The sequence below is a fragment of the Paracoccus sp. SCN 68-21 genome (assembly GCF_001724535.1).
In the GTDB taxonomy this organism is placed as follows: Bacteria; Pseudomonadota; Alphaproteobacteria; order Rhodobacterales; family Rhodobacteraceae; genus Paracoccus; species Paracoccus hibiscisoli.
In genome coordinates this window covers 106208-120605 of sequence record NZ_MEES01000002.1, presented here as the reverse complement: position 1 = coordinate 120605, position 14398 = coordinate 106208, and the positions used below count along the sequence as shown (strand labels likewise).

Annotated in this window: 11 protein-coding genes; 2 read left to right on the top strand and 9 right to left on the bottom strand. The window is 67.9% G+C overall.

Annotated features, from left to right (window positions below):
- Nucleotides 1-151: 151 nt before the first annotated feature.
- The 9 genes from ABS73_RS01320 to ABS73_RS01280 form a co-directional block, all read right to left on the bottom strand.
- On the bottom strand, nt 152-898 hold the full coding sequence (locus ABS73_RS01320; RefSeq protein WP_277022432.1) for a sulfotransferase: 747 nt from the start codon (nt 896-898) through the stop codon (nt 152-154).
- A complete protein-coding gene (locus tag ABS73_RS01315; RefSeq protein ID WP_277022434.1) occupies nt 895-2040 on the bottom strand; it encodes an SGNH/GDSL hydrolase family protein in 1146 nt (381 codons plus the stop codon). The genes ABS73_RS01320 and ABS73_RS01315 overlap by 4 nt, the downstream gene beginning before the upstream one ends.
- A gap of 60 nt (nt 2041-2100) precedes the next feature.
- Nucleotides 2101-3303: a polysaccharide pyruvyl transferase family protein gene (locus tag ABS73_RS01310; RefSeq protein WP_277022436.1), complete on the bottom strand. Its 1203-nt coding sequence runs from the start codon at nt 3301-3303 to the stop codon at nt 2101-2103.
- Nucleotides 3300-4583, bottom strand: a complete 1284-nt coding sequence (locus ABS73_RS01305; protein ID WP_277022439.1) for a glycosyltransferase — start codon at nt 4581-4583, stop codon at nt 3300-3302. Before ABS73_RS01305 ends, ABS73_RS01310 begins: the two co-directional genes overlap by 4 nt.
- On the bottom strand, nt 4580-6151 hold the full coding sequence (locus tag ABS73_RS01300; RefSeq protein ID WP_277022441.1) for a hypothetical protein: 1572 nt from the start codon (nt 6149-6151) through the stop codon (nt 4580-4582). The genes ABS73_RS01305 and ABS73_RS01300 overlap by 4 nt, the downstream gene beginning before the upstream one ends.
- A 50-nt stretch (nt 6152-6201) precedes the next feature.
- Nucleotides 6202-6756: a hypothetical protein gene (locus ABS73_RS01295; protein ID WP_277022443.1), complete on the bottom strand. Its 555-nt coding sequence runs from the start codon at nt 6754-6756 to the stop codon at nt 6202-6204.
- A gap of 13 nt (nt 6757-6769) precedes the next feature.
- Nucleotides 6770-9397: a glycosyltransferase gene (locus ABS73_RS01290; RefSeq protein WP_277022445.1), complete on the bottom strand. Its 2628-nt coding sequence runs from the start codon at nt 9395-9397 to the stop codon at nt 6770-6772.
- Complete coding sequence (locus ABS73_RS01285) at nt 9390-10757, bottom strand: DUF6212 domain-containing protein (RefSeq protein WP_277022447.1); 1368 nt, start codon at nt 10755-10757, stop codon at nt 9390-9392. The genes ABS73_RS01290 and ABS73_RS01285 overlap by 8 nt, the downstream gene beginning before the upstream one ends.
- Nucleotides 10758-11213: 456 nt before the next feature.
- Nucleotides 11214-11909 carry a GntR family transcriptional regulator gene (locus ABS73_RS01280; protein WP_277022449.1) on the bottom strand — a complete coding sequence of 232 codons (696 nt, stop codon included), beginning with the start codon at nt 11907-11909 and terminating at the stop codon, nt 11214-11216.
- Nucleotides 11910-11990: 81 nt separating this feature from the next.
- Between ABS73_RS01280 and uxaC the strand changes: the two genes are divergently transcribed.
- Together uxaC and ABS73_RS01270 are read left to right on the top strand one after the other, a co-directional pair.
- Nucleotides 11991-13397 (top strand): glucuronate isomerase, encoded by a 1407-nt coding sequence (uxaC, locus tag ABS73_RS01275; RefSeq protein WP_277022675.1) that lies wholly within the window; start codon nt 11991-11993, stop codon nt 13395-13397.
- A 23-nt stretch (nt 13398-13420) separates the two neighbouring features.
- Complete coding sequence (locus ABS73_RS01270; RefSeq protein WP_277022451.1) at nt 13421-14392, top strand: TRAP transporter substrate-binding protein; 972 nt, start codon at nt 13421-13423, stop codon at nt 14390-14392.
- The last annotated feature ends 6 nt before the right edge of the window (nt 14393-14398 follow it).

The following is a 14398-nucleotide window of genomic DNA, read 5'->3' as shown; positions in this document are numbered from 1 at the left end:
GTGCTGACATGATTCATCCTTTCTGGGAGGATGAATCACAAGCAGACCCCTTTGGGAATCCCATGATTCCGGTTTTTGCAGAAACGCTTTAGGCAGGTCTCGGCGCGACGCCCGAAGCACGCCAAAAGCATGAAATCAACGATGTGGGAGCCTAGTGCCCCAGCTGGCGCGCCAGAAGCGCCGCCACGGCATCCGGGTCGAAGGGTTCGCCCAGGAAATCGAAGATGTGGCGCAGATAGTCCGGGCCGTGGGCAAAGCCCTCATAGGCGATGATCCGGCTGCGGTCGGGATGCGCGGCGGCAAAACCGCGAAACAGGGCGTCGGCGCGCGCCAGATCGGCCAGCACCTGTTCGCGCGGCTGATCGGCCCACCAGCCTGATCGCGCGACGGCGTCGTGACGGCGCGTCTGAAACAGGAACCGGGCCTGCGGAAAGCTGTCGCGCAGCACGGCCAAATGGGTGGGAAAGAACTCCGGGTCCTCGTGGAAGCGGATCTCCTTGAAGCCGCAGACCCGGCAGCCCGGATCGGGGCGCAGCACCTGCGCGACAAAGGCATCCATCAGCGCCAGCCGAAAGGCCTGCGGGTCCACGGCCTCGGCCCCCGCCCAGGGGTCGAAGGGCTGGCCCAGCAGCGGGCGCAGGTAGGGGCGCCGTTTTTCGGGTGGCAGGGCGGCATCCGCACGCCGCTGCGCGAACATCGGATGGTGCTGGACCCGGTCGGCGGCCCGCGCCAGCAGGGCGGTCAGGTTGCCGTTCTCTCCGCGGATGCAATAGCCGGGAATGGCGTTCAGCAGGCTCTGCGTCAGCGTCGAGCCGGACCGCCCATAGGTGACGATGAACACATAGCCCTGGCTGGGCGCGTGCAGGGCGGGATAGCGCCCCGCAGGCCCGTCTGTCATGGCGCGACCGCCGTGGGTTCCGGGACGGCCACCCGGTCCGGCGCGGTCAGGGGCGCGTCTTCGCGGACCTCGGCCGAGATTAGGCGCCCGGTATGCAGAACCGCGCAAATCGGCAGCGTGACCTCGGGGCGGACGGGCATCCGCGTGCCGGTCTGCCGCAGGATCGCGGGCGTCGCGTCGGGTCGCATTCCGGTCAGCGCATAGCGGCGCACGCCTGCCTCGGGGGGCTGGACGGGGGCGGTCAGCATCGACACCAGGAACCGGTATTTCGGCTGCACCATGCCGGGTTGAAGCGTGTTCAGTTCGAACCAGTCGTCGTCGATGCCCAGATAGCAGCGCGCGATGTCGGGCGTGCAGACATAGCGCGCGGCCAGCAGCGCGCCGCCCTCGATCTCAAGGTGCAGGGTCGCGCGGCCCAGATCGACGGCCTGTTCGGAATAGAGGTGGTTGCGAAAGGTCAGGGCCTGCGACGGCGCGGCGGGCTGCGGGCGCAGGACCGACGCGGCCTGATGGTTCTCCGGGTCGACCGGGTCGGGCAGGGGGCGGCGCGGGTTGCGGGCGGCCAGCCAGGCGGCCAGGCGGTCGGCGACGATCTCGGCGCAGAGCGTCGTCAGCACAGGGCGCTGGTAATGCGCGGCGTCGCCATAGACACCCGGCATGTCGTGGACGTCCCGGCCGAACCGTTGCACCAGCGCCGTGTTCACATCCGCCAGCGGCAGGTCATAGTGATGCGCCAGGTAATGGACGCCGCCATGCAGCACGTTGATCGAATTGCGGTGCTGCCCCGCCCGTGCCGCCAGGATGACCGGCAGCACGATGATGTCTGGATTGGCCTGCCGGGCGATGCGGATCGCCCCCTCGAAGGACCGGGTCCAGGCCTCGAACGTGGCGACGCTGCGGGCAAAGACCGTCGTGTCGTTCAGCGTGTATTCGATGATCAGCAGATCCGCCCCCGCCAGCAGGTCAGGGTTCTCCAGCAGCTTCATCAGGCCCATCTGGATCGTGGTGTTGCCGACGGCCAGGTTGGCCTGCAGATCCATCGCGATGCCATGCGCGGCCAGCGCCCCGGGCAGGGCGGTCAGCCAGCCGGGCTTCATCACCGTGTTCGATCCGCCGATTGCGATGGTCCTGAGAGGCTGCATACCGGTCCGCCTTTTCGATGTCGGGAGGGATGCGGCGCCCGCCGGGGGCGCCGCATCGGGTCATGCGGTTGCGGGAACCGGCTCGGGCGCCGCCGGGGCGGGTTCGGGCGTGTGGCCCGCGGCCAAGGTGGCCAGATACGGCTTGGGCGTCAGCCCCGCGGCCTGCAGGAAGGCCACATAGCGGGCCGCCTTGCCGGCGCGGTGGCTGTCATAGGCCGCGCCGTCGAACTTGATCGCCTCCTTCAGCGTCGTGCGCGTCAGCGGGAAGGTCAGGTCCGCCGCCCGCAGGAAGGGCACGCCGGTCTCGCGGCACATCTCTTCGGTCCGGGTGTCGATGGTCACGGTGCAGGCCATACGCTCGGCCTGGATGGCCAGCTGGGCGCCGTGAAAGCGCGGCCCGATCAGCAGGTCGTGGCGGCGCAGCTCGTCCATCCACGCGGTGACGTCATAGTAGGAGCGCGCGTAGTTCAGCGCCCATTGCCGGAATTCGTCGGCGGTATAGTGGGGGACGGTGTGCTTGTGGATGCGGTCCAGCTTGTCGGGCTCGATCTTGTCGAAGTCGCCGCGAGAGATGCGGATCATCGCGCCCATCGACTGCACGATGTAGCAGCCGGGGAATTGCGGATCCATCATCAGCCCGATCAGCTGCTGTTCGATCTTGCGCGTGTCGCGCCAGCTTTCGTGACCGCCGGCGACCGCGATGCGGCGGGGCAGGGGGTTGGTGGCCCATTGGGTCGCGATCCGCATGCCCAGATCGGGGTTGGGGTTCATGAAATGCGACGGACAGCCGCCTGCCTGCGTCTCGGCGCCGGTCAGCTTGCGGATCTGTTCGGTGGTGTAGGGCCCGCGGGTATAGATGTTCTGGATGCCGTGGCGGCGGCCGTTCTCGATCAGCTCATCCAGCCAGGCGCGGGTGCCCTCGGACAGCTCGACATCCGCGCCGAATTCGCGGGCCTGCGCGCCCAGGCCGATGGCCACGACCGGCCGCGTGACGCCCTTGAGCAGCTTGGCCAGCCCGCCCAGGTCGGTATGCTTGCCCAGTTGGTTGGCGCAGGGAATGACCACCACGTCGCAGCGTTCGTTCAGGACCGCGGCCTGCGTGTGCCAAGGGAAATGCAGGATCTCTCCCTCGATCTGGGTGCGCACGGCATGGACAAAGGCCAGGTTGCCGTTGTTGTGGCCGATCTTGCGATACAGCGTGTCGAAATCCGACGTGGCATACATGCCGCAATCGGGGCTCTCCCATAGCAGTCCGATTCTCATCTGGTCTTTCCTTTCCGATGAAACAGGGGTGGCGCGGTCACGGCGGGCGGTGCGGGTTCGTGACCGCAGGCCCGGCGCCATTCGCGGTCGAACCCGGCCAGATCCAGCGGCGGCTGGATCAGGGCGATGTGGTCGGCCAGAATGTCGGGGCGGTCGTGGACCGACAGCATCGCGGCAGCCAGGGCGGGGGCGTCGCCCACGGGGAACTGGATGCCCCAGCCCGCGGTCTTTTCGGCCATGCCGCCGATGTCGGAGGCGATCATCGGCGTGCCTGCCGCGCGCGCCTCCTGGATCACCACGGGTGAGTTCTCCCACCAGACCGAGGGGATGATGATCCAGCCAAAGCGGGCCATGATCGACACGCAGTCCTGCGGGCGATAGCGGCCCTTGAACTGCATCCAGGCGGGTGGCGACAGGCCGGGCCACAGGGCGGCGAATGTTTCCGCGGTGACGCCATAGACCTCCAGGGTGATCGGGGCCGACAGGGGGTCTGCCTGGGCCTCGATCTCCTCGGCGGCGCGGACCAGCACGTCCAGGCCCTTGGTCGGGGTGGCCTGCCCGAAGAACGCAAAGCGGCGGCTGCGCGCCTGCAGCGTCGCGGGCGTTGCGACCGGGGGCGGGGCCGCGTGGTCCAGCCCGTTCTCGATCACGGCGATGCGGCCGGGGGCGATGCCCCAGTCCAGGAACCGGTCCGCCAGGAACTGGCTGGGCGACAGCAGCACGTCGAACAGGTCCAGCATCTCGGCCATGCGCGCGCGGCGCAGCGCGAAATCGACGGGTGAGCGGCGCAGGCAGGCGGCGCAGGCCACGTCCGAGGCGGCGTGGCACAGCTCTCCGGATGTCTTGACCATCTGGCCGTGATTGGCGCAGATCGCCGTCATCTCGTGCAGGGTGCAGATCATCTGGGCCTGCGGAAACCGGCCCCGCAGGCGGCGGATGGTGCCCGCGCCGATGTTCCAAAAATGGTGAAAATGATAGACGTCCCCCTGCAGGGTCGAGAGGAAGTCCAGGGTCCAGTCCTCGTCCTCGACGCGCGGATGCTCCATCGAAAAGCTGTCCATGCCCATGCCGCGCATGCAGAAATCGCGGTCCGAAAACCCCAGGACGCGCTGTCCGGGGCCAAAGAACCGGGCGCCGTCCTCGGGGCCGATGGTCGAGCCGACGAAATACACGTCATGGCCCTGCGCCAGCAGGTGCTGGAACTGACGGTGGGCCGCGACCTCTCCTCCGCCATAGCGCAGGGCGGGGTGGGAATGGGATACGATCACGATGCGGGTCATGCGGCCTCGGTCAGCAGGCGGGCCGAAAGGCCGTCGAAATCATGCCAGCCGACACCGTCGATCAGGCTCTGGCAGTAGGGGCCGCGATTGCCGGCCAGAAAGCCCTGCGCGGGGGCCGCGACCAGGCTGGCCGTGCCTGCGGACAACAGGCGGGCGGCCAGATCACGCAGCACCGCCTCGGCGGTCAGATAGGCGGTGGGGTGCGCAAAGGGCGCCAGCACCACCGCGCCGGGCCCCGCGCAGGCAAAGGGCAGGCGACCGTCCACCAGGCGGTCCGTCAACGCGGTGTGGTCGGACCCGCCCGGCAGCGCGGCCATCGGGTCCAGCACGGTGACGGCCAGCGGCGCTGTGCCCGGCGCCAGCAGGGGCGCGGGATCGACGTGGAACAGGATCGAGCTGCGGGCAAAGACCACCTGTCCGGGATGGTCGGCCGGGTCGGGCGGCGTCATCGCGCATCCCGACAGGCGCAGGTCGCAGGCGGCCTCGCGGCTGGCGCCCAGCAGGGCCTGCTGCAGCGCCTCGGTCAGCATGGGGCGCAGCAGATGCACCAGCACCGTGCCGTCATGCGCCGCCGTCACCCGGCGCAGCACGTCGCGCAGATCGACATCGTCCAGATCGTGATCCAGCACCAGCAGAACCGTGCCGTCCGGGGGCGCATCGGTCGCGTCGGGCAGCGCGGGCGGGGCCTGGTCCGGGGCGGGCAGGGTGGCGCGGTGCAGCTGCGCCGCCAGCGTCCGGTCGCCGATGCCTTGGGCGGTCTCCAGGACCGCATGGGCGATCTGGTCGGGTGCGACCAGGTCCAGCGGCTGGACGATGCCGGAATGGGCCAGCTGGTCGGGCAGCAGCAGCACCAGCTGCACCGGGCCGGACGGGGCGGCGGGCAGCCGGAACGCCGCCGCCCAGCCATCGCGCCCGCCAAAGGCATAACGCCCGGCATAGGGCTGCAGGTCGGGCCGGGGCAGGCAGCCGGGCAGCATCGGCGCGGGGCTGATCTGGCGGTCGTTGATGACCAGCGCCGCCAGCCCCTGATCAGAGGCGGTGGCGGGCAGGAACCAGCCCTTGGCCATGCCCTGCCCGTCGGGGCCGACCAGGCCGCGGTCGATGTTGAGGGCATGGTGCGGGGTCTCGTGGTCCAACCGGGGGGCGGCCAGGATGCGGTTCACCACGCGCTGCGCGATCTGGGGGGCGGGGACGGGCAGGGTGCCCAGGGCGATCATGCGGACATAGCTGAAGAAGATCTCGTCCACGCCGATCTCGACCATCTTGGAGAGGTCGGTGGCCAGGCGGTCCTGACGGATGGGCAGGTATTCCTTGCCCAGCCCCAGGAACAGGTCCTCGGACGGGTCGGCGGCGCCCGGTTCGCTGGACAGGTCGAACAGCGCCAGATAGCCCATGCGGTTCAGCGTGCGCAGGTCGCGCCGCGCAAACCGCACGATGCCAAGGGGCGACAGCGAGGCGTGGCCCGCATGCAGCACGATGTCGGGTTGGGCGCGTGGCGTCCAGCCTGCGGCCAGCACCAGATCGGCGCTGATCGAGAAGCAGAAATCAAGATGCAGTTTCAGGTCCACGATGTCGTCCCGTTGCGGCTGCCGGAGGGGTGGTCGGGGTTGCGGGAGAGTCAGACCATGGTCAGCGACAGGCTGCGGATCACGAAACGCAGGGGCGGCTGGCGCAGGTGGATGATGATGCGCCGCGCGGTCGCGCCCGACCGCAGCGCGGGCAGGCGCAGGCTGCAGACCGCGGCCCGGTCTGCCCCGAGTGCCCATTCCTGGTGCAGGCTGTCGGCGATACCGCCATCGGCCAGGAAATCGCGCAGGAACACGTCGGCCACCGTGGGCGCGGGAAAGGACACGGCCGCGTCCAGATAGCAGGTCGCGGCGTCGATCTCGGCGGGGACCAGCCCCTCGATCGTCATCCAGTTCAGCCCCGAGGTGCGGAACTCCAGCCCGTCGTCATCGTCGCTGCGGCTGAATTCGGCGCGGGCGTCCTCGGGCATGCAGATACCCACTGAGGATGTCAGGGAGTTGTAGCCCGCGGACAGGATCACCTTGGGGCGGTTGTCCAGCGCCCGTCCGGCCTCGGCCGCCAGGTTGGTGCGGCAGCTCTGCAGCGACATGAGGACGGCGGCCGCGGCCTCGAAGCTGCGGACGGCGCTGTCGTAAATGGTTACCATGGTCGAACTCCGTTCACGTCATTTGAAGAACGCGGGGCAGCTGCGATGCCGCGCGGGGAAAGGGGGGCAGCCGTCCGGCCAGCCAGTCGCGCAGCTCCTGCGTCGCCTGGTTCCAGGTCCGGCTCTGACCGGCGGTGGTTGCGCTGATCCGGGCCAGCAGGTCGCGGTTGGCATCCAGCGCCAGGACGCGTTCGATCATCGCGCTTTCGCACTGGTCCTGCGGGACGATAAACCCGGTCTCTCCGTCGCGGATCGCCTCGTGCATGGCGTCGGTTTCGGCGGCGATGACGGTCACGCCGCAGCGCTGCGCCTCCAGCACGGACAGGGGCAGCCCCTCGAAATGCGACGGCAGCAGCATGATGTCGGTCTGCATCAGCAGCTGCGTCAGCGCATCGGGGCCGCGGATCGGGCCCAGGAACCGGGTCCGGGCGGGCCAGACATGGGGGTCGTTCTCGACCTCGACTACGGCGCTGCCGGCGACCTGCAGCTCTGCCATGGGCAGTTTCTCGGCCAGCGCGCCATAGATCGCGGCCAGCCTGCGGATGCCTTTCTGCTTGTCCAGGCGCCCCAGATAGAGGACGCGCAGGCGCGGCCGTCGGGCCTGCGCGGTCTTGCGAAAGCCTGCAAGGCAGCGCTGTTCGGCCATGCCCATCGGATAGCCGGGCGCGTTGACCACGGTGATCAGCTTGTCGCGGGGCACGCCATTGGCATGCATCCAGGTCCGCAGCGTTTCGGAGCAGGTCAGGAACAGGTCATAGGCCTGCTCGTAGGCCAGGGCCAGATGCGGGGGGCCATAGCCGCGACCATAGGTGCTGGTCTCCAGCAGGTGCTCGTGGTCGATCATCAGCACGCCGCGGCGGCGCAGCTGGTCGGCCACCTTGTGCAGGGCCGCGGAATGGGCGTTGATGACCACGTCCATCGACCCCAGCAGCCCCAGCAGGTCGACCGCCTGCATGCCGCCGCCCCAGGTCGTCTCGGCCGTGCCCAGATACTCCTCTCCGTTCCAGTCGAGGGCGTCGGAATCGGGCAGGCAGTTGATCGTGGCAAAGGGTTCCAGCGTCCAGGGCTCGGCCTCGATGGGGACGTCGCTGACCACGAAGAGATGCATCCGATAGCCTGCGGCCTTCAGCTCCCGCGCTAGGTTGGCGGCGACCTTCTCGACGCCGCCCAGGCTGAAGATGGGCAGGACGATGCCGACGTCATGCCGGTCCCCGGTCTTGAGCAGCGGAAGGGTGATGCCCCCCTCGACCACGCCGCGGGGGATCTGGGCGGTGCGGTCGCGCGCGATGGCGCCACCGGGCTTGCGCCAGCACCAATCGTGCTGCAGCGCCGCCCGCCAGGGGCTGCGCGCCAGCGCCAGCAGCCCCGCGCGCAGGATGTCCGCGGCCCCGGCCGCATCCGCGCCCTGGGGCAGCCAGTCGGGGCTGGACAGCGTCCAGCTGTCGGCGGGGCAGGGGATGGGCAGGCGGTCCAGCTGCCGCATCCAATCCTCGTCCGGCTCGCGCAGCATGCGCTGCAGCACGGCAAGCGACAGGCAGATGGCGTCGGCGGGCCGTTCCGGGTTGCCGCAATCGCTGCGCAGGGTCAGCCGGTTGTCGGTGGCGCGGTCCAGAAAGAACAGTTCCAGATCGTTGCCGCCCCGCTCGACCCGGCGTTCGCAGTTCCACAGGAACCCGTGCATCAACCGCGCCTTGGTCAGGTGATCGGCCACGCCGTCGCGCATGAAGATGAAATAGGCCGGGGCATGGTTGGCATGCGGATCGGCCATATGGGCCATGACCATGCGCTCCAGCCCGCGCCAGTCCGAGGGCTTGCGTGCGGCGGGGTCCAGGAACAGGGACACGGCGCGCGCCTCGCCCTCGATCAGGGCAAAGCGAGGGTAATGCTCGGCCTCCAGCGACAGCAGCCGGGGCAGGTTGTACAGCCAGTCATGCTTGCGCCGCAGATACTGGCGCAGGTTCGCGTCCAGCTGGTGGGAATTGCTCAGCATGCTGGCCGGGCGCTTGCGGTAATGCAGCAGCGGCTGCTGCGCTGCGCGCCCGGTAAAGCCGTGGCGCGCCGCCTGCAGCCAGAAGTCCCAATCCTCGTATCCTTGGCGCATGGTCTCGTCAAAGCGGACCCCGGCGTCCAGCACGCGGCGGCGGATCAGGCTGCCCGCGTCGCACAGGTTCGCCTCGGCCTGCAGCAGGAGGTCGAAATGCGCCTCGGTCATGTAATGGCCGTTCTGCCCGAAGAAATCGAAATCGGGATAGAACCAGTCGACATCGCGCCAGGCGCCCAGCAGGCGGCTCATCACCATGCCGGCGCCCTTGGCCAGCATGTTGTCGGCATCCAGCAGGAAGATCGCGTCCAGCGCCGGGTCCAGCTCCAACGCCACCGCGATGCCGCGGTTGCGCGCCCGGCTGAGGCCGCCATTCTCGGTGTGCAGCACCTTGAGCCGGTTGCCCATCAGGTCCTGCCACCCGGCCAGCGCATCGCGGGTCTCGGGATGCTCGCAGCCGTCGTCGATCACCACCAGGCGACGGATCGCGCCATGCTGCAGTTCGCGGTGGACCGAGGCGATCGCATCGTCCAGCAGCACGGGATGGCCCTTGGCCGGGATCACGACCGTGACATGGGGCGGGCGGGGCGGCTTACTCATCCTGGTCGTCCAGCGGCACGCCGGTCACCACGCGCAGGCCCCGGAACAGGCCCCAACCCAGGTCGTTGGGCACGTCATGGGTCAGTGACACGGCCAGGAAGATGTCCACCCGGTCCGCGATCGCCTCGGGGGGGACGCAATGCGCCTGTGCCCAGCCATGCGCCGGAAGGCCGTGGACCCACCAGCCCATATGGCTTTGCCAGATGCCGTCGCGGCCGACCGTTCCGGCCGGGGCGACGCCCACCGCCAGGTTCAGGCTGGGCGCCAGCGGATGGCCCACGTTGACCACCGCCGTCAGATGCGTCAGCTGCGGCAGCCAGACGTCGCGCAGTACCGCACAAACCGGGCCAAAGCGCGACGGGTGGACCATGACCGCGTCCTCGGCGGCCCAGTAATCCACCGTCACGTAATCGGTGGCCGAGGCGGGTTTGGAGAACAGCTCGGGCGCCGGCAGGGCGCCTGGCGACAGGAAGCGGGCGTGGCTCTGGTCGTTGCGGGCGGCCTGCAGGATCATCGGCTCGTCCGGAATCGCCGCCCCCGCCACGGCCTTCCACACGCGGAGCGCCATGACCTCGTCGCCCTCCATCCCTTCGCCCTTGGCGGAAAAGCGCGGGTCGGGTGCGCGCGGGCCCATCCCGATGGCGACCGACGCGCGGCCCGCATAACGCAGCATCAGCATGCAGTTGCGGGCATCCCCGCCAAGCGGCTTGGCCAGGGTGAACCGCACCCAGCCCGTCTGCGTCTCCTGACCGGCATAGGCCTCGGTCAGCTCATGCGCGACGCCGCCGGCATCGATGATCGACACCGTCAGGCCAAGGTCGCGATTGCGCGGCAGTTCGGGCAGCCACAGATCCACCACCGAGATGCTGACGGCGTTGATGGGCAGCTTCTGGATGATGGTGGCGTCGCCCTCGATCCTGCGGATCAGGCCCGAGGGTTGCCAGCTGAGCGTCTGTGCAACCTGCGGGTTGCCCAGGGTATAGAGAAAGCTCTCGATCTCGCGGAACCGGGTTTTGTCCGACAGGTTCTCACGGCGCAGCAAGGCTGCCGCCGCCCGCGTCTCGCCCATGGCCTGCTGATAGCGGCCAAGGCGGGCGCTGAGCAACTCCAGCAGGTCCTGGCTCAGCCGCTCGGGGGCGTCCCGGTCGACGGCGATGATGGGGACATTGGCCATGCCGCTGGCGGTCAGGCGTTCGCGCCAGGTGGCACGGTTCGCGAAATCGACCAGAGCGGCCAGCCAGGTCCCGGCCGTCTCGGCGACCAGCGCGTTGTCCAGACCATCTGTCGGAGCGGCAACGACCTGAAGATGCGGGGGCAGAAGCTGCCGGAACGAATCGTCCAGATCAGTGTCCGCAAGCAAAGAGAATCGATTGGCACCCGCCGTCATTTGGTATCCAGCCATGGTTGATTTGATGTTGCTTTGCGCGATGCGCAGGTTATGGAAGCGATGTTGGCATCTTACCCAAGTAATTTAGTTAGTTTTCATGCACAAAACCGTCTAGTCTTTCAAGCGGCCTGACTGGCGGCGTTTCAGTCTGTGGTTCCTTACGGGATATTTTGTGCACCGATTATGACGATTGTCAGGAAAAACGCGGACTAGGCCCTGGTTTCTTTTCGACCTCGCCTGCGAAAGAGGCAACCAATAACTAAACTGCTCGTTTCACATAAACACGGTTAACGTGTATTTGCGTCCTATGCAACTTATTCCTGTCGTGCAATCAGCGAGTTGCCTGACCATGGTCAGCCAGCGAAAACTTGCGCAGCGTGCCGTGCGAATTGGCGGGAAAGACCGCCGGAGGGTCGTCCCGGAAAGGGCCTAGCCCAGGATGCCGGGCCGGTCGATTCGCAGTCGGTCCAAGATATGTTCGATATGGCTAAGATGGTCGCGCACGGCGGCGGCGGCAGCGTCCGGGTCGCGCGCGCGCAGGGCCGCCAGGATGGTGCGATGCTCGATCCAAGCGGTCGAGCTGCCATAGGACAGCGACAGGAACCGTGCCCGGTCCATGTGCCCCTTGTTGTCGCGGACCAGGTTCCAGACGAACTCCTTACCCGCGGCGGCGCAGATGCCGCGGTGGAACTGGTCGTCCAGCGCGTGGAAATCGGCGCGGCGGTCTGCGTGGCTGGCGGCCTCCTGCAGCTCGATCAGGCGGTCCAGGCTGTCCCAATCGGCGGGTTGCAGGCGCAGGGCGGCCTCGCGCATCGTGGCCTCCTCCAGCGCGCTGCGCACGAAATAGGCCTGCATCACCGCCTCGGTCGAGATGGGCGTCACGGTGGTCGCCCGCTGCGGGCGGATCTGGATGAAGCCCAGCTGCGACAGCCGATAGAACGCGTCCCGCACGGGCTGGCGCGACACGCCCATCTGGGCGGCCACCTCGGCCTCGGACAGCTTGGCGCCGGGGGGCAGGGTCAGGTTCACGACCCGCGCATACAGCGCCTCGAAGATCTGGTCGGTGACCGAGCGTGGGCGCAGATCCTCCATCGGGGGCAGGCTGTCGGGTTCCAGCACAGGCATGTCCGCACCTTTATTGACGCATCCTGTAAACTAGCATATTAGACGACTAGCGACATGGCAAGTGAGTCGGAGGAGGATCGCATGGCCTTGCTGGACGGAGACCGGCTGTTCCCCACCGACCCGCGCAGCCGCGATCTGGCGCGGGCGCTGTATGACGGCGTGCGCGACCTGCCGATCCTGTCCCCGCATGGCCATACCGACCCCCGCTGGTTCGCCGAGGATCGGCCTTTTCCCGACCCCGCGCAGCTGTTCGTGACGCCCGACCATTACGTCTTTCGGATGCTGTGCTCTCAGGGGGTCGCGCTGAGCGATCTGGGCGTGCCGCGCGTCGATGGCGGCCCGACCGAAACGGACGGGCGCACCATCTGGCGGCTGTTCGCCCGGCACTATTCTCTGCTGCGGGGCACGCCGTCGCGGCTGTGGCTGGATCATTCGTTCCAGCATGTCTTCGGTATCGACCGCCGCCTGTCGGAGGCGACGGCCGACTGGTATTACGACCACATCGCCGACTGCCTGGCCCGCCCGGAATTCCGCCCCCGCGCCCTGTTCGAGCAGTTCAACATTGCGGCCATCGCCACGACGGAGGCCGCGACCGACGATCTGCGCTGGCACAAGATGATCGCCGACAGCGGCTGGCAGGGCAGGGTCATCACCGCCTATCGCCCCGACGGCGTAATCGACCCCGAGATGGCGGGTTTCGCCGACAACGTCGCCCTGATGGGCCAGCAGACGGGGTTCGATACGACGACCTGGGCGGGCTATCTGGATGCGCACCGGGCGCGGCGTGCGTTCTTCATCCAGCTCGGCGCGACTTCCAGCGATCATGGCCATGCCAGCGCCAGGACCGAGGATCTGCCGCAGGCCGAGGCGGCGGCGCTGTTCGAAAAGGCTTTGCGCGGCCGGTGCAGCGCCGATGAGGCCGACGCATTCCGCGGCCACATGCTGACCGAGATGGCGCGGATGAGCCTGGAGGACGGGCTGGTCATGCAGATCCACCCCGGATCGCGGCGCAACCATTCGGATGACGTGCTGGCCATGTTCGGGCGCGACAAGGGCTTCGACATTCCGGGACGCACCGATTACGTCGCGGCGCTGCGCCCGCTGCTGAATGCGGTCGGCATGGACCCGCGCCTGACGGTGATCCTGTTCACCCTGGACGAGACGGCTTACGCGCGCGAACTGGCGCCGCTGGCCGGCGTCTGGCCCTGCCTGCGCCTTGGCCCCGCCTGGTGGTTCCATGACAGCCCCGAAGGAATGCGCCGGTTCCGCGAGATGACGACGGAAACTGCGGGCTTTTACAACACGGTGGGGTTCAACGACGACACCCGCGCCTTCTGCTCCATCCCGGCGCGCCATGACGTCGCCCGGCGGGTGGATTGCAGCTATCTGGCGACGCTTGTCGCCACGGGACGCCTTGCGGAAGACGAGGCGCCCGAGGTCGCGCGCGACCTGACCCATGGCCTGGCGAAACGGGCCTACAAACTCTGAGCGTTCATATCTGGGAGGATAAGATGAAGTTCCTGACAACCACGTTCGCCGCCCTGCTGGCCTCGGCCAGCTTTGCCGCCGCCTGCGAGGTCACGCTGCGGTCCTCGGACACGCATCCCGATGGCTATCCGACGGTCGAGGGCGTCAAGGCCATGGCCGAGGAGGTCCGCGAAAAGACCGACGGCCGCGTCTGCATCGAGGTCTTCCCCTCGGCCCAGCTGGGCGAGGAGCGTGACACGATCGAACAGACCCAGTTCGGCGTCATCGATATGGTCCGCGCATCCTTTGGCACGTTCAACGACATCGTGCCGGTCACGCAGACCTTCTCGCTGCCCTATCTGTTCCGCAACGTGGATCACATGCACGCGGTGATGGACGGTCCCATCGGCGATGAGATCGGCGCGGCCTTCGAGGAACGCGACCTGGTCGTGCTGGCCTATTACGATGGCGGCGCGCGCAGCTTTTACAACTCGCAAAAGCCGATCAACAGCCTGGAGGATCTGGCCGGGATGAAGTTCCGGGTCATCCAGAACGACGTGTTCGTGGACATGATGACCGCACTGGGCGCCAACGCGACGCCGATGCCTTATGGCGAGGTCTATTCCGCCATCCAGACCGGCGTGATCGATGGCGCGGAAAACAACTTTCCCAGCTATGACAGCTCGGGCCATGCCGAGGTTGCGAAATACTACACCCTGGACGAGCATCTGATGGTGCCCGAACTGGTCGCGGTGTCCAAGACCAGCTGGGACCGGCTGACCCCCGAGGATCAGGCCGTCCTGCGCGAGGCTGCGGTGAACTCTTCCGCCACGCAGCGCCAGCTATGGGCCGATGCCGAGGCCGCGTCCGAGGAAACCGTGGTCGCGGCGGGGGCCGAAATCGTGCGCGAGATCGACAAGCAACCCTTTATCGACGCCATGGCCCCGGTCTACGAGAAATATGCGACCTCGGCCGAGTCTCAGGATCTGGTCGAGCGGATCCGCGCGACGGAATAATGATGT

Coding starts and splice junctions, on each gene's coding strand:
- ABS73_RS01320 (WP_277022432.1), bottom strand. CDS start 898: ATGACAGACGGGCCTGCGGGGCGCTATCCCGCCCTGCACGCGCCCAGC.
- ABS73_RS01315 (WP_277022434.1), bottom strand. CDS start 2,040: ATGCAGCCTCTCAGGACCATCGCAATCGGCGGATCGAACACGGTGATG.
- ABS73_RS01310 (WP_277022436.1), bottom strand. CDS start 3,303: ATGAGAATCGGACTGCTATGGGAGAGCCCCGATTGCGGCATGTATGCC.
- ABS73_RS01305 (WP_277022439.1), bottom strand. CDS start 4,583: ATGACCCGCATCGTGATCGTATCCCATTCCCACCCCGCCCTGCGCTAT.
- ABS73_RS01295 (WP_277022443.1), bottom strand. CDS start 6,756: ATGGTAACCATTTACGACAGCGCCGTCCGCAGCTTCGAGGCCGCGGCC.
- ABS73_RS01290 (WP_277022445.1), bottom strand. CDS start 9,397: ATGAGTAAGCCGCCCCGCCCGCCCCATGTCACGGTCGTGATCCCGGCC.
- ABS73_RS01280 (WP_277022449.1), bottom strand. CDS start 11,909: ATGCCTGTGCTGGAACCCGACAGCCTGCCCCCGATGGAGGATCTGCGC.
- uxaC (WP_277022675.1), top strand. CDS start 11,991: ATGGCCTTGCTGGACGGAGACCGGCTGTTCCCCACCGACCCGCGCAGC.
- ABS73_RS01270 (WP_277022451.1), top strand. CDS start 13,421: ATGAAGTTCCTGACAACCACGTTCGCCGCCCTGCTGGCCTCGGCCAGC.